The organism is Rothia sp. SCPM-O-B-18226 (M350) (genome assembly GCF_058213595.1).
Window position 1 is genome coordinate 20,383 of sequence record NZ_JBYQJS010000001.1, and the last position, 17,622, is coordinate 38,004.

Here is a 17,622-nt window from a genome sequence, read left to right on the forward strand (position 1 = left end):
TTAGGCCGAGAGCTTTGCGCGACCCTTACCGCGGCGGTTCGACAGAATCGCGCGGCCTGCACGGGTACGCATACGCAGACGGAAGCCGTGCTTCTTGGCGCGACGGCGGTTGTTCGGCTGGAAAGTACGCTTGCTCATACTTTGTCTCCTTGATTTTCGCGGTTCTCGCCCTCACGGGGTGTCGGAACCGTACGCTTCTTGGTGCACGGAGGTATCGCGACTATTCGCGGTAGGCGGTGCACACACAACAGCACAACTTTAGAAGAGTGGCGGGAGTAAATCAAGTTCTTTTCGCTTTTTTCCGCGTGATTCCGGGCTCTTTATGGGGACTGGGTGCGGAATCGAGGAGAGCTGTTGGTGACGATCGAGGGTTTATGAGAGGCCGAGGGGAACCCTGAAGTGAACACGCTACGCTCCACTCGTATGAGTCACCACCCCATCCCCACCCCTGGGGATAACGCGGGATCGCGACTATCCACTGCGGTGCATATCCCCCTCGGATAGCACATTGCACAACGCTTATCCACAGGCACACACAAACGCGCTACCCCCTGTAATTACAGGGAAGTCGGCAAATTCTCCACCGTTTTCCATCCTTTATCCACCCCTGTAATTACAACTTTTCCACCGTGTGGAAAACTCTTGTGGAAAACGTCAATTGCCTGTGCATTAAGCGGGTAGAATCTTAATGACCTGCGGAAGGTTCCGGCTTTGTTGGCACTCTGTTGAGCTCCCCAACGTCTTCTGCGGCAGATTGAGCGGAGGTAAAGACCCCTATGACCGAGTCACTTCAGGCGCGATGGGCGCACCTGCTGTCTATCCTGAGCAGCGACCCGAACGTCACGGCGCGCCAGCGTGGGTTCGTGAACCTTGCGCGCCCCCAGGGTCTGATGGGATCTTCGCGCCTCATCATCGAGGTGCCCAATAAACTCACCCGCGCCGTGTTTGAGGAGCAAATTACAGCGCCTTTCCGCGCCGCACTGCACGAGGCATTCGGCCCCTCCACCACCGCACTTTTCGATGTGAACGAGGCGATGGTTCCCATTGAAAGCCCAAGTCAGGACGTTAATGAGCCGGAACAGGCCGCACCCGTCGAACCCGCAATTGCCGCGGCCCACCAGGTTCCCGATGAGCCTTCTGGCTATTCCGGTGCAGCTCCCTACGCCGAGCCCGCCCGCCGTGAGGCCCCCGCTGGCTCCCGAGCTTTCGAGCACTACACTGAGCCGCATCCGGCACCGGATTCCGAGGCACACGTCCCTGCGGATGAGCAGGTGACTCGTCCCTCGCTACAGGCCCTCGAGGCAGAACGAACCGCTTTCCACACTGCGCACAGTGAGGCTCCCGTCCAGGCCCAGGCCGCGCCGGTTGTGACCCAGCACGAAGACCCGGAAAACGCTCCGACTTGGGATAGCTCTGCTCGCTTGAACCCGAATTACACCTTCGATACCTTCGTGATCGGCCAGTCCAACCGCTTTGCTCATGCAAGCGCCTTCGCCGTGGCAGAGCAGCCCGGCATCGTGTACAACCCGCTCTTCATCTACGGCGGTTCGGGTCTGGGTAAGACCCACCTGCTGCACGCGATCGGCCACTACACCAAGTACCTGTACCCGAACCTGCGCGTGCGCTACGTGAATTCGGAGGAGTTCACGAACGATTTCATCAACTCGATTCGCGACGACGAGGGTTCGTCGTTTAAGCAGATTTACCGTAACGTTGACGTGCTTTTGATCGACGATATCCAGTTCCTGGCCGGTAAAGAGGCGACGATGGAGGAGTTTTTCCATACCTTCAACGCGCTGTACAACCACCAGAAGCAGATTGTGATTACTTCGGATTTGCCTCCGAAGCAGCTGACCGGTTTTGCCGAGCGGATGCGTTCGCGCTTCGGGTCGGGTCTGAACGTGGATGTGCAGCCTCCGGAGTTGGAGACCCGCATCGCGATTCTGCGAAAGAAGGCTCAGAGCGAGATTTTGCCGGTGCGCGATGACGTTATGGAATACATTGCTTCCCATGTCACGGCCAATATTCGCGAGTTGGAGGGTGCTCTGATTCGCGCGAGTGCCGCCGCCTCGATGAAGAAGCCTCCGGAGCCCATCACCCTGGCAGAGGCTGAGACCTATTTGAAGGATTTGCTGTCGGATACGGGCGGTGCCGAGATTACTTCGGCGCTGGTGCTCTCAACGGTGGCAAAGTATTTCGATGTGTCTATCGAGGATATGCAGTCTAAGTCTCGCACCCGCACGCTCACGAACGCCCGCCAGGTGGCGATGTACCTGCTCCGTGAGCTGACCGAGATGTCCCTGCCGCGCATCGGTAATGATTTGGGCGGCCGCGACCACACGACCGTGATGCACGCGGTGCGTAAGGTGAGCGCGCAGATGGCTGAGCGGCAGACGATTTTCAATCAGGTGACCGAGCTGACGAACCTCATTCGCCAGGAACAGCGCGCCGCCGGATAGGCCCACGGAACCACCTACACCCCCTATAAGCCACTGACAAGGCGTTTTATAGGGGGTATCGGGGTGGTTTGAGAGGGGCAGGGTTATTTTCGGCCATGATTTTCGGCTGACTGGGCCCTGAAATATGGGGTGTGGATAAGCTGTGCTTTAACTCCGGCGCTCGTGTGGACGTTAAGTGCATGAATATTCAAAAGGTGTGGAAGAGAGTAAATGCATAAATATTCATACACAATGCATCCTCAGCTCGGGGAGGATTCCTCCACTTAATGTCCACAGGCCACTTCCGCGTCATTGCGGGGTTCTGCGGGGTTTTCCACCGTTTCCACAAGCGTTAATAATACTACTGTACTTAAAGAAAAAATCCTCCCCATAACATGAAACATTTCCTTGCCTCGAGCTGTCGGGGGGGGGGTCGATATTCATTTTGAGCTGCTCAACGCGTTCGCCCGTCGTGATTTCAGGAAATACTAGGCGATAGCAAGCGCTTTCTTTGATTCATTCTCCCTGTTGGTTTTGGTGAGAAACCCACATTTTGGGAAGTCTGATTTCGAATCTATTTTCGATACTTTTCAAGGATTCCTTCGTGGTTCTTTGTAATTACAAAAATGCGGGGCTGGCAACCTTGGCAGCCGACCGTACTCACCGCGAATCCCTGTAATTACAATTCGTCTGGATTCCGGTAGGATGGATAGACGCGCGCGCACGGGCACCGCGCACTAGAGCAGGCGAAACCTTCCGGCTCTCTCGCAGTTCAGCTTTACGTGCGCCACAAACCGAATCTCTACCACCGTGAAAGGCGCCTTCTCGATGAAATTCACCGTTGAACGCGATGTCCTCGCCGAAGCAGTCGGCTGGACGGCACGCTCCCTGCCCTTGCGTCCTACCTCCCCCGTGCTCAACGGTCTGCTGATTACCGCCTCCGCCGGCGAAGTCAGCATCGCAAGCTTTGATCACGAAACCAGCGCCCGCCAGGTTATCGCCGCCGATGTTCAGGCCGAGGGTGTGTGCCTTGTTCCCGGTAAGATCCTGGCCGAAATCTGCCGTTCTCTTCCGAACGCTGAGGTCGAATTCACCGCTGATGAGTCCGTGATTCGTCTGCACTGCCGTTCTGCTAACTTCCAGCTGGCCGGCATGCCCGTGGCCGATTACCCCGAACTACCCGAGCTGCCCGAAATTTCCGGTACCGTCGACGGCGCTGAATTTGCTGAAGCCGTCAAGCAGGTTCAGATTGCGGTGTCCAAGGACGAGACCCTGCCCCTGCTGACCGGTATTCGCGTCGAGATCAACGGCGACACCATGACCCTGCTCGCCACCGACCGCTACCGTCTGGCCATGCGCGAAATCAAGTGGAACCCCGTCAACCCCGACGTTCAGGCGGCTGTTCTGCTGAAGGCCAAGACCGTTTCCGAGGTCGGTAGCACTCTCTCCGGCTCCGGCGAGCTCTCCATTGCGCTGCCCGCCGCCGGCGAGTTGATAGGTTTTGCCGCCGGTACCCGCCGCACCACGAGCGTTCTGATGGACGGCGATTACCCCAACATCCGTGCTCTCTTCCCCGAGCAGACCCCCATCCACGCGGTGGTTCGCACCTCCGACCTGACCGAGGCGGCTCGCCGTATCTCGCTCGTGGCTGAGCGCAACACTCCGCTGCGCCTGAAGTTCACCCAGGGTTCGGTTGCCATCGATGCGGGCCGCGGCGACGAGGCTCAGGCCTCCGAAACCCTGCAGGCTCACCTCTCCGGCGACGACATCACCGTGGCGTACAACCCCTCCTACCTGCTGGACGGTCTGAAGGTGTTCGGCACCGAGTTTGTGCGTTTCTCCTTCACCGACGCGCCCAAGCCCGCCGTGATTTCGGGTCAGGACGAGCCGCTGGCTGAGGACGATCGCAACTACCGCTACCTGCTGATGCCTGTGCGTCTGCCCTCGAACTAGTAGCTTGCCGCCCCGCGCGCCTCCCGAGGTTCTGCCCGGGGAAGGTTCGCGGGGCTGTGCTTTCCCCGTCCGCGCCTATCCCCTCCTCGACCGAACCGTCCAACCGAACCGCATGAAAGGAGCCGTCCGGTGTACATCGACCACATCTCGCTGTTGGATTACCGCACCTACGCGCTGCTCAACCTGCCTCTATCGGCCGGGGTGACGGTTTTTCTGGGCTCGAATGGCGTGGGAAAAACGAATATCGTAGAGGCCATTGAGTATGCGGCGGCCCTCTCTTCGCACCGGGTGAGCCACGATGGTCCGCTGGTGCGCGTGGGCGCCGCCCGAGCCTACATCCGCACCCGCACTGTGCGCGGTTCGCAACAGACCGTGACCGAGTTTGAGGTGGCTCCCGGTCAGGCGAATCGCGTGCGCATTAACCGGGCTGCCCCGGTGCGCGCTAAGGAAGCTCTGGGTATTGCTCGCACGGTGCTGTTTTCCCCCGAGGACCTGCAATTGGTGAAGGGCGATCCCGCCGGTCGTCGTCGATTTGTGGATGAGCTGGCCGTCTCCCTGCGCCCCGTGGTGGCGGGGTACCGCAGTGAGTACGAGCGGATTTTGCGGCAGCGTAATTCGCTGCTCAAATCGATGCAGCGCCGCGCTCGCGACGAGAACGCGCTGAGTACCCTCGCGGTGTGGGATGGCCAGCTTGCCCTGATGGGGGCGCAACTGCTCTCCGCGCGTTTCCGTCTGTTGCAGCGCCTACTCCCCCAGCTGCGTCGCGCCTATGCGGGGCTGACGGACGGTTCTAAGGACGTGGGGTTCACCTACGAATCCACCGTCTTTGCGAGCATGGGCGAGCGCTCTCTTGAACATGCAGCCCTCATGAGCATTAAGGACCTGAAGGAGGCGCTTCTGCGCGGTTTCGCCGAGCGTCGCGCCGAGGAAATTGAGCGCGGCGTGACGCTGGTGGGGCCGCACCGTGAGGATGTGACCCTGCTGCTGGGCGGCCTTCCGGTTAAGCATTTTGCCTCGCACGGTGAGAGCTGGTCGTTTGCCCTGGCCCTGAAGTTGGCTTCGTGGTTTGTTCATGTGGAGGACGATTCTTCGCCGGGTGCCTCCCCCATCCTGATTCTTGACGATGTCTTCGCTGAGCTCGACTCGGCGCGCCGCCACCGCCTGGGCGCTATGGTTGCCGCGGCGGAGCAGGTGCTCATTACGTGCGCCGTACTCACAGATATTCCGGAGGAGCTGGGTGAATACCACTTGGTGTCTGTAACTCCCGGCCACGCGGAGTACGTACCGTCGCCCGGCACTCGCGACGGGAACGCAGCAGGAAGCACCGGTGAGACCCTCGCCAAGGAGAGCGGCGAAACGTTAGCTGAGAATCCTATTGCCGGTGGGGACTATGAGTAACCGTCCCGGAGAGGATTCCGTCCCCCTCACTGCACCCTTCGGCGATTCCTTGCCGATACCTTCCCCGGCCCCTGACGCCCGTGAGCTCAACAGCACTGTTTCACGTGAAACATCCGGCGGCGAGGTCGATGGCTTCGGTGAATTTTACCGAGACGAGGTGGACGCCCCCGCGGCCCTGCTGACTCGTATGCGCGTGGCCGCCCAGGAACGCGGCGAGGCGCCCCTCAACGCTTTCTCGGCGCGAAAGATTATGCGCGAGTTCGGCGCCGCGATGTCCGGAACCGCCCCCAAGAAACGTCGCGAACGCGCACAGGGGTGGGATCCCCGCGTCATGGGTGGGTACAGCGGCCCCGGTGAAAGCTCCCGCGATCCCAAGCCGCTCGGGGGTATCGTGAGCGCGCTGATCCGGTCCCGAGGCTGGAAAGAGCCCGTGGCCGTCTCGAGCGTGCTGGCCCGCTGGGCTGAACTCGTTGGTCCCGAAATTGCCGCGCACACCAAACCTCTCAGCTTCGAGAACTCTATCGTTCAGGTGCAGTGCGACTCCACCGCCTGGGCCACTCAGTTGCGCCTGATGCACGGGCAGCTTATCGAGCTCTTCCGCCGAGAGCTTGGCGAGGGCGTGGTGGCGCAGGTACGAATCCTGGGTCCGAACAACGGCCGCTGGAGCCAGCGCGGGTATCGTCGCGCCTCCGGGATGCGCGGGGTGCGCGATACCTACGGGTAGGAGAGCCGGTGGTGCGTGCGGAACGAATTCTTGCCTCGAAACCGGACCGCTTGAAGAAGCAAAACCTCGGAAGTGCCCGCATCCCGGCCGCATAACCGAGGTGTATCCCCCCTCACCGGGGAGGGGGTTGAGCGTCTCTCAGGGGCCATTACGGGCGTTTGAGGGGGTGGAATATGGGTGAATTGCCCAAAAATTGGCGCGCTGGATGGCTTTAATACCCCCTTGCTCGGTAAAATAAAAGGGACAATGCGTAAAGTGCGCCCACCCGGGCGCCGCCGGCACCGCGAGTCCCCGAAGGCGCTTCACGCGCCGCGCCGAGGCGTTCTAGGCTACCCTCGGCAGTGTTCGCGGCTCCCTGCCGGTGCCCGGCTTACCCAAGGAGTTTCCCCTCGTGGCACCTGAACAGCCCCATGAATACGGTGCGTCCGACATCACCGTGCTGGAAGGCTTGGAGGCGGTTCGTAAACGCCCCGGCATGTACATCGGCTCGACCACCGAGCGCGGTCTGCACCACCTGGTCTACGAGGTCGTTGATAACTCCGTGGACGAAGCGCTTGCCGGTTACGCCTCCGAAATCGACGTGACCATCCAGGCCGATGGCGCGGTGCGCGTCAAGGATGACGGTCGCGGTATTCCCGTGGATGAGCACCCCACCGAGCACAAGTCCACCGTCGAGGTCGTCATGACCGTGCTGCACGCCGGCGGTAAGTTTGGCGGCGGCGGCTACTCGGTTTCCGGTGGTCTGCACGGCGTGGGTATCTCCGTAGTGAACGCCCTATCGACCCGCGTGATTACCGAGGTGCACCGCCAGGGCTACGCGTGGCACATCTCCTTCTCCAACGGTGGCGTGCCCGACGGTCCCCTGCGTCGCGGCGAGCCCTCCGATAAGACAGGCACGATTCAGACCTTCTATCCGGATCCCGAGATTTTCGAGACTGTCGAGTTCGATTTTGAGACCCTGCGCGCTCGCTTCCAGCAGATGGCCTTCCTGAATAAGGGCCTGACCATCACCCTGACCGATGAGCGCGAGAAGTTCACCGGTGACGAGGTTGCCGAAGAGGAGAAAGAGAACACTCTCAACCGCGTGCGTGCGAACGCTGATGGTTTCATGACCGTCACTTACCGTTACGACAACGGCCTGTTTGACTACGTGCACTTCCTGAACGCCGGCGCGAAGACCATCGTGAACGAAGAGATTGTCTCCTTCGAATCTGAAGACTCCGACCGTAACATGAGCCTGGAAGTGGCCATGCAGTGGACCGGTGCGTACAAGGAATCCGTCTACTCCTACGCAAACACGATCAACACCCACGAGGGCGGCACCCATGAAGAGGGTTTCCGTGCCGCGCTGACCTCCCTGGTGAACCGTTACGCTCGCGACAACAAGCTGTTGCGCGATAAGGACGATAACCTCACCGGTGAAGACGTGCGTGAGGGCCTGACCGCGGTCATCTCGATTAAGATTTCCGAGCCGCAGTTCGAGGGTCAGACGAAGACCAAGCTGGGTAACTCGGAGGCGAAGTCCTTCACCCAGCGCGAGGTGAACGATCACCTGAGCGACTGGTTCGACCGTAACCCCGCCGTGGCCAAGGACATCGTGCGTCGCGCGATTACCGCCGCCCAGGCGCGTATCGCCGCCCGCAAGGCCCGTGAGACGACCCGCCGCAAGGGCCTGCTGGAGACCAGCTCCATGCCCGGTAAGCTCAAGGACTGTTCCTCGAAGGACCCGTCGATCTCTGAGATTTACCTGGTGGAGGGTGACTCCGCGGGTGGTTCGGCGGTTCAGGGTCGTAACCCGAACACTCAGGCTATTCTGCCGCTGCGCGGTAAGATCCTGAACGTTGAGCGCGCTCGCCTGGACCGCGCCCTGTCGAACGCCGAAATTCAGGCGATGATTACCGCCTTCGGTACCGGTATTGGCGACGACTTCAACATCGAAAAGGCTCGCTACCACAAGATTGTGCTCATGGCCGACGCGGACGTGGACGGCCAGCACATCACGACCCTATTGCTGACCCTGCTCTTCCGCTTCATGCGCCCGCTGATTGAGGCCGGTTACGTGTACCTGGCTCAGCCGCCGCTGTACCGCATCAAGTGGTCGAACGCCCCGCACGATTACGTCTACTCCGATGCAGAGCGCGACGAGGCTCTGGCACGTGGTTTGGCGAATAACCAGCGTCTGCCCAAGGACAACGGTATTCAGCGTTACAAGGGTCTGGGCGAGATGGACTACACCGAGCTGTGGGACACCACCATGGATCCGGCGCGCCGTACCCTGCTGCAGGTGAAGATGGAGGACGCGGCTGCCGCGGACCAGATCTTCTCGGTGCTGATGGGCGAGGACGTTGAGGCCCGCCGCGAGTTTATCCAGCAGAACGCAAAGGACATCCGATTCCTCGATATCTAACCCGCACGACATATTCCGCCTAGGGAATATGCGAGATGGGTTATATAACCGAGTGATTTATTGAGGGAAATAATGAGCGAAGAACAGCAGAACGAAGTGACCGGAGCTGACGTCGTCAGCACCGGTGACACCGAGATCGTGGACCACCACGGCCACATTGAACAGGTGGACCTGCAAACCGAAATGCAGCGCTCCTACCTGGACTACGCGATGGCCGTCATCATCGGTCGTGCCCTGCCGGATGTCCGTGACGGCCTCAAGCCCGTGCACCGTCGCGTCATCTACGCAATGTACGACGGCGGCTACCGCCCGGACCGCGCTTTCAACAAGTGCGCCCGCGTGGTCGGCGACGTCATGGGTCAGTTCCACCCCCACGGCGATAGCGCCATCTACGACACCCTCGTGCGTCTGATTCAGAGCTGGATCATGCGCTACCCGCTGGCATTGGGACAGGGCAACTTCGGCTCCCCCGGTAACGATGGCGCAGCGGCTCCCCGATACACCGAGACGAAGATGGCCCCCATCGCCCTGGAGATGGTGCGCGACATCAACGAGGACACCGTTAATTTCCAGCCGAACTACGACGGCAAGTCTCTCGAGCCGACCGTTCTGCCCGCGCGCATCCCGAACCTGCTGATTAACGGCTCCTCGGGTATCGCCGTGGGTATGGCGACCAACATTCCCCCGCACAACCTACGCGAGGTGGCCGAGGGCGTGGAGTGGTTCCTGAAGAACCCGCACGCCACCAACGAAGAGCTGCTGAACGCTCTGATGGCTCGCATCAAGGGCCCGGATTTCCCGACCGGTGCGCAGATTCTGGGCACCAAGGGTATTGAGGATGCGTACCGCACCGGCCGTGGTTCGATTACCATGCGTGCCGTGGTCAACGTCGAGGAAATCCACGGACGCACCTGCCTGGTCGTCACCGAGCTGCCCTACCAGGCAAACCCGGATAACCTGGCCATCAAGATTGCCGAGCTCATCAAGGACGGCAAGGTCACCGGTATCGCCGACCTGCGCGACGAGACTTCGGGTCGTACCGGTCAGCGCCTGGTGATTGTACTCAAGCGTGATGCTTCCCCGAAGGTTGTGCTGAACAACCTGTACAAGCATACCCAGCTGCAGGAGAACTTCTCCGCGAACATGCTGGCCATCGTGGACGGCGTGCCCCGCACCCTGTCCCTGGACGCTTTCGTGCGCCACTGGGTCAACCACCAGCTGGATGTTATCGTCCGCCGTACCCGCTACCGTCTGCGCCAGGCGGAGGAAGAGGCGCACATCCTGCGCGGCCTGCTTAAGGCCCTGGATGCTCTGGACGAGGTTATCGCCCTGATTCGCCGCTCCCCCACCGCGGACGAGGCGCGCACCGCTCTGATGGAGTTCCTGCAGATTGACGAGGCTCAGGCTCAGGCCATCCTGAACATGCAGCTGCGTCGCCTGGCCGCTCTGGAGCGCCAGAAGATTCAGGACCGCCACGACGAGCTGATGCGCATGATCGCCGAGTACAACGCGATTATTGCTTCCGAGACTCACCAGCGCGAGATTATCTCTGAGGAGCTGGGCGAGATTGTGAACCGCTACGGCGATGACCGTCGCACCCAGATCATGTACGGCTACAACGGCGACATGTCGATGGAAGACCTCATCCCCGAGGAGGAGGTCGTGGTGACGATTACTCACGGCGGCTACATCAAGCGCACCCGCAGTGATCAGTACCGTAGCCAGCACCGCGGCGGTAAGGGCATTAAGGGCGCCTCCCTGCGTGGCGATGACGTGGTGGAGCACTTCTTCGTGACTACCACGCACAGCTGGATTCTGTTCTTCACGAACCTGGGCCGCGTGTACCGCGCGAAGGGCTACGAGTTGCAGGAAGCCGGCCGCGACGCGAAGGGTCAGCACATTGCGAACCTGCTGGAGTTCCAGGGTGGCGAGCATATCGCCCAGGTGATGGAGCTCAAGAGCTACGAGGACGCTGAGTACCTGGTGCTGGCAACCCGTGGCGGCATGGTGAAGAAGAGCCGCCTGAGCGATTACGACACAAACCGTACCGCGGGCCTGATCGCCATCAACCTGCGCGAGGGTGACGAGGTTGTTTCGGCCTTCACCGTTTCGGCTGCCGATGACATCCTGCTGGTTTCTCGTAACGGTATGTCCCTGCGCTTCCACGCGGATGACGCTTCGTTGCGCCCCATGGGTCGCTCGACTTCCGGTGTGACCGGTATGAAGTTCCGCGATGGTGACGAGCTGATTTCTGCCAACGTGGTCACCGAGGGCTCCTACGTCTTCGTGGTGACCGAGGGTGGCTACGCGAAGCGCACGAGCGTGGATGAATATCGCGTTCAGGGTCGTAACGGTTTTGGCATTAAGGTTGCTAAGCTTGTGGAGGATCGTGGCGCCCTGGTGGGTGGCCTCATTGTGGACGAAGAGGACGAGGTCCTGGTCGTGATGTCCAGCGGCAAGGTTGTTCGTTCGAATGTGAATGAGGTTCCTGCGAAGGGACGCGATACCATGGGTGTTATCTTCGCAAAGCCCGGTGAGGGCGATTCGATTATCGGTGTAGCCCGTAACCAGGATCGTCAGCTGGACGACAGCGATGATGAAAACACTGAGAATGCCGAGGCGGCAGACGATACTTCTGCGGCTCCCGGCACGGATAACGAGGGTGAAGCGGCGGCTGCCGACCTCACCGCTACTGGAGGTAACTAATGAGCAGCACTCCCGCGAGCTCCTCTTCCGCGTCAGCGCAGCGTTCGGCAGCAGCTGGTGCGTCTAAGAAGGGGCCCCTAAGTCCGGTGCCCGCCGCCCGGCTCAGGCACGTTCAGGTCAGGCCCGTCCCGGAGCCGCTAAGCGTCCTGCCGGCAAGCGCCCGGTGAATGCTAAGCGTCCGACGGGTTCGCGTCGCCAGCTGGTGCGCCCCGCGCCTCGTTCGAAGATTCGTCGCGCGCGCCTGGTGGTGCAGAAGGTCGATACCTGGTCGGTAGCAAAGCTAATCTTCCTGCTGTCGATTGCTCTGGGTATCGTGACCGTCGTGGCCTCGGTGATTCTGTGGCTGTTCCTGCAGGCTTCGGGTGCCTTTACCGGTGTAAACCAGCTGATTAGCTCGCTGGGTACCGGTTCGACCACCGTGGATATCTCGCAGATGATTTCGCTGGGGCAGGTGGCTCTGGTAACCACGATTTTTGCCGTGGTGAACACCGTGGTCTTCACCCTGCTGGGTATGATTGCTGCTATCCTGTACAACCTGGCTGCAAAGCTGGTGGGTGGCGTGACCCTGACTCTGAGCGACGAGTCTTAAGAGCGCTCGACTATGATTTTGAATTGGGCGGTATCGTCTCCGTGCGGAGGCGGTGCCGCCCTTTTTCGCGCTATCTTTTCTGGGTTCTGCGGGGGCTTTGGTGGTGTGTCCTATCTTGATGCTGAACCCCTTCACGTGTATGTGATGCATAACATATCATTCTGATTTGGTGTTCCCTCTAAACGCCTGTATAGTTATATCTCGTTCTACGGAAGAAATTCCGCAGAGGGAGGGCGTATAGCTCAGACGGTTAGAGCGCTTCGCTGATAACGAAGAGGTCCCAAGTTCGATTCTTGGTACGCCCACTCCGCACTGTGAAAGGCAGAGATGAAGAAAGTTTTTCTAATTATCGCTCTTTCGAGTGTTGTTGTGATGGCGCTAATAAAGCGTCAGAGCAACGAGGTTATCAAGGCCTGGAAATAACTAAACAGTGGTTTCCGCTGAAGCGGGGGCGTGGCGCAATTGGTAGCGCATCTGCTTTGCAAGCAGAGGGTTAGGGGTTCGAGTCCCCTCGCCTCCACTTTCCGGTGATTATAGCAAGAGGGAAACGCCTGGCTCCATTCCGAACCCAGAAGCTAAGACTCTTCGCGCCGATGGTACTGCACTTTTGTGGGTGTGGGAGAGTAGGTCGTTGCCGGTTTATTTTTGAGAAAGACCCCGTATCGAGAGATGCGGGGTCTTTTGTTATATATGCTGTACCCCTCCTCGGGGCACTCGGTTTAGGGCTTTTGCGGTGGGCTGCTGGGGAATTTGCGGTAAATGCATAACGGGGTACTCAATGCGAGGTGGGTAATAGATGTGCATCACAAATAGAAATCTGGGAACTTCCTGAAGGTGAACACTAGATGAACTCACCTCAGTGTTCAGTGTGTAGTATGTCGCCTACTGCCCCGGTTTAGTGAAGAATCCACATAAAACAACTTAATGATTCTGGTGGGTGCACCCTTTTTCCCTAGTGGTAGCGGGTTTCTCGGGATGATGGACGAACAACCCCACGAAACACGCACCTAATCGTGTGGGTTTGCGTGTTATTTCGTGTTAAAACCGAATACTTTCGATTTTTGGGGAAGCGACAGATAATTCTCTTGTGACTACAGAACTCATTATTCTCGTGATCGTGGTGCTGACCGCGCTCGCCTTCGACTTTACGAACGGCTTTCACGACACCGGCAACGCGATGGCTACGTCCATCGCTACCGGCGCGTTGAAGCCGAAGACAGCCGTGGCTCTCTCCGCATCCCTGAACCTGGTGGGTGCCTTCCTCTCTGTTGAGGTGGCACGCTCGGTCGGTAGCGGCATCGTGAACCTGGACCGTATCGACGTAACCTCGGACGGCCCCGCACTGATGCTCATCGTCTTTACCGGCCTGGTGGGCGGCATCCTCTGGAACGTGCTGACCTGGCTGCTGGGTCTGCCCTCCTCTTCGTCGCACGCACTGTTTGGTGGCCTGATTGGTTCTGCGCTGGTAGCCATCGGCTTCGACGGCGTGCAGTGGATGGGCGTGCTCTCCAAGATCATTGTCCCCGCGGTTCTATCCCCCGTCATTGCCGCAATCGTGTCGGCAACCGGCACCTGGCTGGTGTACCGCATTGCTGCCCCTGTGGCCGATGAGCGCAAGCACAGCGGCTTCCGCAAGGGTCAGGTGGCTACCGCATCCCTGATGTCTCTGGCGCACGGTACGAACGATGCGCAGAAGACCATGGGCGTGATTTTCTTGGCTCTGGTGGCTTCGGGTTCTCTCAATAGCGACGACGCCATCCCCCTGTGGGTCAAGGCGGCCTGTGCGCTCGCTATCGCCCTGGGAACCTACCTGGGTGGTTGGCGCATCATTCGCACCCTGGGTAAGGGCATCGTTGAGGTGGATACCCCGCAGGGTGTGGCCGCCGACGGTGCCTCCGCCGCGATTATTCTGACTTCCTCGCACTTCGGTATGGCGCTGTCCACTACCCACGTGGCCTCCGGCTCGATTCTGGGTAGTGGCCTGGGTCGAAAGGGCGCCGAGGTTCGCTGGTCCGTGGCGGGTCGTATGGTGGTCGCCTGGCTGATTACCCTGCCGGCTGCCGCGATTGTGGGTGCTCTGACCTGGCTGATTGGTCACGGCTTGAATGCTCTGACCGGCACCCAGTTCATTGGCGAAATGACCGTGTTCGCTCTGCTGGTTATCTTCTGCTTCCTGATGTGGCGTCACTCCCAGAAGGACAACATTGACGCTTCGAACGTGACTGGCGACTGGGATGAGAAGGAAGGCGCTGCAGTCACCGGCGCTGAGGCATCCGCGGATCAGGCTCTTGCTACTGAGAAGGCAGGTTCGTAAGCCATGGCATATCTGTTGGATATCGTAAACAAGATTATTCCGGTACTCATGGCCGGTCTCTTCTTCGGTGCGGGTCTTCCGGCGCTGTATGCGCTCGGCCTCCGCCTCATGGCGGGCCGTACCGAGTACACGGCGGATGGCCAGCTGGTGGAGATTGAGCCGCCGAGCACGGTGGCTAAGATTGCCGCCGGGATTGTTTTTGCTATCATCGTAGCAATCGTAATCATCGCCATTCTCTGGGTTGCTAAGGACTTTATCCACCACACGTTCGGCTGGAATATTTTCGGCGTCACCGGTGGAGGTCACTAGAACCGTGAAACACACAGTGAATATGATGATGACAGTATCGAAGGAGGGGCTCAATGCCTGATAAGGGCATCATCTCTCGAGTAATCGACTGGCTGAGCGTTGGGTATCCCAAGGACGTCCCCGTTCAGGACCGTGCAGCCGTGATGGCCATCCTGAAGATGCGTCTGACGGATGAACAGCTGCAGGAAGTGGTCCGCCAGCTCATGCAGTCCCGCGCTGCTCGCGGTGAGGCATACGTGAGTGACCAGCGAATCAACGAGTACATTCGTCGCGTGGTCGACCATACCCCGACCCCGCAGGATATCGACCGAGTAGCTAAGATTCTGGGTGCACACGGCTTCCTGATTGCAGAGAACCATGTGAACGAGGATGCCGAGCCTGACGGTCGTACGGAGTACGTGCCGTACGAGGACCCGACGACCGGTGAGATTCGCATTGCGGAGCTGGCTGCCGAGTCGGCAAACGTCGCATCACCGCAGACCGCTGAGTCGGATGACTAAAAATTCGAGGGTTGGCTAAATAGACGACCAAGGGGCCTACCGGGCGATTAGTTCGCCCGGTAGGCCCCTTTCTATGTCCAGGCTCTCGCTCTAGGCTCCGCCACCTTGACGCCCCATCGGTGTATTCTTACTCCGCTATCTCTCACTCTGGGCGGTCCTCGACCGCCGCTCATCCCCGGAGGCTCAATGTCTTCTTCGCAGATTCCCGAATCTCATCAATCAGAAAAATCTACCGGCGCGCGAGGCCGCTTCGCGGCCGTAGGAAACGCCGCAAAGCGGCGTGGGCGCGACCTTGTGGTTCCCCGACGCTCCCTGCTGCTGACCGGTGGCGTCATCCTGGCGGGTGGCCTTATCGCTACGGCACCGCGCATTGCCGCTACCGGCCTTCTGGGCGAGGATGCCGCCGTCACGGTTTCCGTAGAAAAGTTGCTGGCTCGCCGCGAGCGTCGTGTGCGCGAAAATATCGATACCCGTTACCTGCGCATTGAATCGCTGGAGCGCATCAATGTGGGTAAGGGAAACGAAGAGCAGAATCTGCGACTGGTGGGTTCCCTAGCACTCACGGAAGCCGCACAAGCGGATTTGCCGGCCGCTGCGGAAGCGCTGGCCCAACTATCGGTTTATGGCTCAATACAGCGTCTGAGCGTCACCTACGGCGGCGTAGACCCGTTTAACGACCCGCAGGGGGTTGGTCAGCGCGCCAATACCCCGGTCGCTCCGCTGCGTGTGAACGATTCGGCAACCCTTGACCGGGAACAGTGGCTCAAGCTCCTCAATGCATCAGCCGCGCTGGGAACCAACGCGGACTATACCCAGGGGATCGCCATGGCGGACGAGCTACGCCTAACCGCGGTCATCGAGGAGGGCGAGTATGCCGACGTGGTTCGTCGCTTCCGCGCCCTGGGCAGTCTGGGCACCTCAGAGGAGCGCGTGAAGCAGATACAGCTCTACGCGCAGATTGCCATCTCTAAGGCGGTGAAGGTGCCCTCGGGTGCCGAGACGAAGATCGCTGTGAGCGTTGCGGAACCGGCCCGCGTGGCGGTGGCAGCCGATGCCCTGGATAGGGCGGTCACACCCGCTGAGTTGAACACCCTCGCAACTTTCGCGCTAACGTGGAACGCCCGCCAGGAATACCCAGCCGCCGGACGGGACGACGCCCTTAAGCTGGGGTTTAAGAGCCCCTCATCGAAGGACGAGCAGGCAAAAGAGAAGCTGAAGGAAGCCATTCGTCGCTACCTGCAGGAAGAGTCTGGGCCGCTGAACGCGGTGTCCAAGCGTGAGGCGAATGTGCCCGGCGAGGTCATCACGGGGGCGTAGCGCGTTGGCTTCCCTTTGGGGAGGCTTAGCGATGCTGTGATGGGTCTTACGAAAAAAATGTCCGTGAGGATTTGGTGATGTCCGAACCGCTGGTATAGACTGGTAGGGCACCACGGGGGCGTGGCGCAATTGGTAGCGCATCTGCTTTGCAAGCAGAGGGTTAGGGGTTCGAGTCCCCTCGCCTCCACTTTCCGGTGATTATAGCAAGAGGGAAACGCCTGGCTCCATTCCGAACCCAGAAGCTAAGACTCTTCGCGCCGATGGTACTGCACTTTTGTGGGTGTGGGAGAGTAGGTCGTTGCCGGTTTATTTTTGAACCGAGAACCCCATGTCGAAAGACATGGGGTTCTTCGCGTATCCGGGATATCGCTACGGGGAAGCAAGGTGGCGGCTTCACGCGTGACCGCGCCTCCACGCTTATCCCACGCATGCAAAACGGCCGCTCTCCGGAGAATCATCCGGAGAGCGGCCGTTCAAGCTAGATACGCGCTAGAGGCGGGAAGAACGTTTAGGCGTTCTTCCAAGGATCCTCAACGGGGCGAGCAGCGTTGTATGCGGCCGCGCCTGCGACACCCAGCGCCACAACCAGGCCCAGGAAAGCCAGACCCTTGCGGGGGCGCTTACCGCCGTTGCGCTCGATGCGTGCCAGCTCCTTCTCCGCGGCACGAGCGGTCTTTGCGGTGGCCTTGCGGGCCTTCTTCAGGGCGTTCTTCTTGCCGGTCAGCTTCTCGGCGAAAAGCTCAGCGGCCTTGCCCTCAAGCGAGGACTCAGCGGCAGCCAGGGACGAGACGACAGCCTGGGCCTTAGCAGCCTTGCTGGCCTTACGCTTCTTGCAGCAGAACATGGGGTGACCTCCATCGGTTGGGCGTCGCGGCGGTAAGAATCGCCGAGACGCGCGTAGTGTTCACCTCTCAGGATATTCAATTCCGGCCTAAAAAGCCCGCCCGACAGTGCGCCCGGGGCGAAA

General features: G+C 59.9%; 13 protein-coding genes, 3 tRNA genes and 2 rRNA genes. 16 read left to right on the forward strand and 2 right to left on the reverse strand.

The window, feature by feature from the left end:
• Window positions 1-138, reverse strand: coding sequence for a 50S ribosomal protein L34 (gene rpmH / locus AC3E6W_RS00110; RefSeq protein WP_049332235.1), 138 nt, complete (start codon window positions 136-138; stop codon window positions 1-3).
• Window positions 139-776: 638 nt separating this feature from the next.
• Here rpmH and dnaA point away from each other — a divergent pair.
• From dnaA to rrf (AC3E6W_RS00190), 16 genes are all read left to right on the forward strand, one after another.
• A complete protein-coding gene (gene dnaA, locus AC3E6W_RS00115; RefSeq protein WP_490652026.1) occupies window positions 777-2,459 on the forward strand; it encodes a chromosomal replication initiator protein DnaA in 1,683 nt (560 codons plus the stop codon).
• A gap of 807 nt (window positions 2,460-3,266) precedes the next feature.
• Complete coding sequence (gene dnaN, locus AC3E6W_RS00120) at window positions 3,267-4,391, forward strand: DNA polymerase III subunit beta (protein WP_070648678.1); 1,125 nt, start codon at window positions 3,267-3,269, stop codon at window positions 4,389-4,391.
• 129 nt (window positions 4,392-4,520) lie between these two features.
• The gene (gene recF / locus AC3E6W_RS00125) at window positions 4,521-5,789 is read left to right on the forward strand and encodes a DNA replication/repair protein RecF (protein ID WP_490652027.1); all 1,269 of its coding nucleotides are present in this window, start codon (window positions 4,521-4,523) and stop codon (window positions 5,787-5,789) included.
• Window positions 5,782-6,513 (forward strand): DciA family protein, encoded by a 732-nt coding sequence (locus AC3E6W_RS00130; protein ID WP_314871235.1) that lies wholly within the window; start codon window positions 5,782-5,784, stop codon window positions 6,511-6,513. The genes recF and AC3E6W_RS00130 overlap by 8 nt, the downstream gene beginning before the upstream one ends.
• Before the next feature lie 391 nt (window positions 6,514-6,904).
• Window positions 6,905-8,920 (forward strand): DNA topoisomerase (ATP-hydrolyzing) subunit B, encoded by a 2,016-nt coding sequence (gene gyrB, locus AC3E6W_RS00135; protein WP_141761785.1) that lies wholly within the window; start codon window positions 6,905-6,907, stop codon window positions 8,918-8,920.
• A gap of 72 nt (window positions 8,921-8,992) precedes the next feature.
• Complete coding sequence (gene gyrA, locus AC3E6W_RS00140) at window positions 8,993-11,626, forward strand: DNA gyrase subunit A (protein WP_490652028.1); 2,634 nt, start codon at window positions 8,993-8,995, stop codon at window positions 11,624-11,626.
• A gap of 163 nt (window positions 11,627-11,789) precedes the next feature.
• Entirely contained in the window at window positions 11,790-12,215 is a 426-nt protein-coding gene (locus AC3E6W_RS00145; RefSeq protein WP_490652029.1) for a DUF3566 domain-containing protein, read from the forward strand.
• Between the two features lie 231 nt (window positions 12,216-12,446).
• Window positions 12,447-12,520 (forward strand) — tRNA-Ile (locus tag AC3E6W_RS00150).
• A gap of 142 nt (window positions 12,521-12,662) precedes the next feature.
• Window positions 12,663-12,735 (forward strand) — tRNA-Ala (locus AC3E6W_RS00155).
• Window positions 12,736-12,738: 3 nt separating this feature from the next.
• Window positions 12,739-12,855, forward strand: a 5S ribosomal RNA gene (gene rrf / locus AC3E6W_RS00160).
• A 447-nt stretch (window positions 12,856-13,302) separates the two neighbouring features.
• Window positions 13,303-14,529, forward strand: coding sequence for an inorganic phosphate transporter (locus AC3E6W_RS00165; RefSeq protein ID WP_049344506.1), 1,227 nt, complete (start codon window positions 13,303-13,305; stop codon window positions 14,527-14,529).
• A 3-nt stretch (window positions 14,530-14,532) separates the two neighbouring features.
• On the forward strand, window positions 14,533-14,838 hold the full coding sequence (locus tag AC3E6W_RS00170) for a hypothetical protein (protein ID WP_049344507.1): 306 nt from the start codon (window positions 14,533-14,535) through the stop codon (window positions 14,836-14,838).
• A 53-nt stretch (window positions 14,839-14,891) separates the two neighbouring features.
• Window positions 14,892-15,338 (forward strand): DUF3349 domain-containing protein, encoded by a 447-nt coding sequence (locus tag AC3E6W_RS00175; RefSeq protein ID WP_049344508.1) that lies wholly within the window; start codon window positions 14,892-14,894, stop codon window positions 15,336-15,338.
• Between the two features lie 186 nt (window positions 15,339-15,524).
• Window positions 15,525-16,655, forward strand: a complete 1,131-nt coding sequence (locus tag AC3E6W_RS00180) for an acetamidase (RefSeq protein ID WP_080975305.1) — start codon at window positions 15,525-15,527, stop codon at window positions 16,653-16,655.
• 114 nt (window positions 16,656-16,769) lie between these two features.
• Window positions 16,770-16,842 (forward strand) — tRNA-Ala (locus AC3E6W_RS00185).
• A gap of 3 nt (window positions 16,843-16,845) precedes the next feature.
• Window positions 16,846-16,962: ribosomal RNA gene (gene rrf, locus AC3E6W_RS00190) — 5S ribosomal RNA — on the forward strand.
• 201 nt (window positions 16,963-17,163) lie between these two features.
• On the opposite strand, the gene AC3E6W_RS00195 is transcribed toward rrf (AC3E6W_RS00190), so the two are convergent.
• Window positions 17,164-17,499, reverse strand: coding sequence for a hypothetical protein (locus tag AC3E6W_RS00195; RefSeq protein WP_070679252.1), 336 nt, complete (start codon window positions 17,497-17,499; stop codon window positions 17,164-17,166).
• Between the last annotated feature and the right edge of the window lie 123 nt (window positions 17,500-17,622).

Bases quoted from the DNA above. Each gene is read 5' to 3' on its own strand.
- rpmH (WP_049332235.1), bottom strand. From the start codon at position 138: ATGAGCAAGCGTACTTTCCAGCCGAACAACCGCCGTCGCGCCAAGAAG.
- dnaA (WP_490652026.1), top strand. From the start codon at position 777: ATGACCGAGTCACTTCAGGCGCGATGGGCGCACCTGCTGTCTATCCTG.
- dnaN (WP_070648678.1), top strand. From the start codon at position 3,267: ATGAAATTCACCGTTGAACGCGATGTCCTCGCCGAAGCAGTCGGCTGG.
- AC3E6W_RS00130 (WP_314871235.1), top strand. From the start codon at position 5,782: ATGAGTAACCGTCCCGGAGAGGATTCCGTCCCCCTCACTGCACCCTTC.
- gyrA (WP_490652028.1), top strand. From the start codon at position 8,993: ATGAGCGAAGAACAGCAGAACGAAGTGACCGGAGCTGACGTCGTCAGC.
- AC3E6W_RS00170 (WP_049344507.1), top strand. From the start codon at position 14,533: ATGGCATATCTGTTGGATATCGTAAACAAGATTATTCCGGTACTCATG.
- AC3E6W_RS00175 (WP_049344508.1), top strand. From the start codon at position 14,892: ATGCCTGATAAGGGCATCATCTCTCGAGTAATCGACTGGCTGAGCGTT.
- AC3E6W_RS00180 (WP_080975305.1), top strand. From the start codon at position 15,525: ATGTCTTCTTCGCAGATTCCCGAATCTCATCAATCAGAAAAATCTACC.
- AC3E6W_RS00195 (WP_070679252.1), bottom strand. From the start codon at position 17,499: ATGTTCTGCTGCAAGAAGCGTAAGGCCAGCAAGGCTGCTAAGGCCCAG.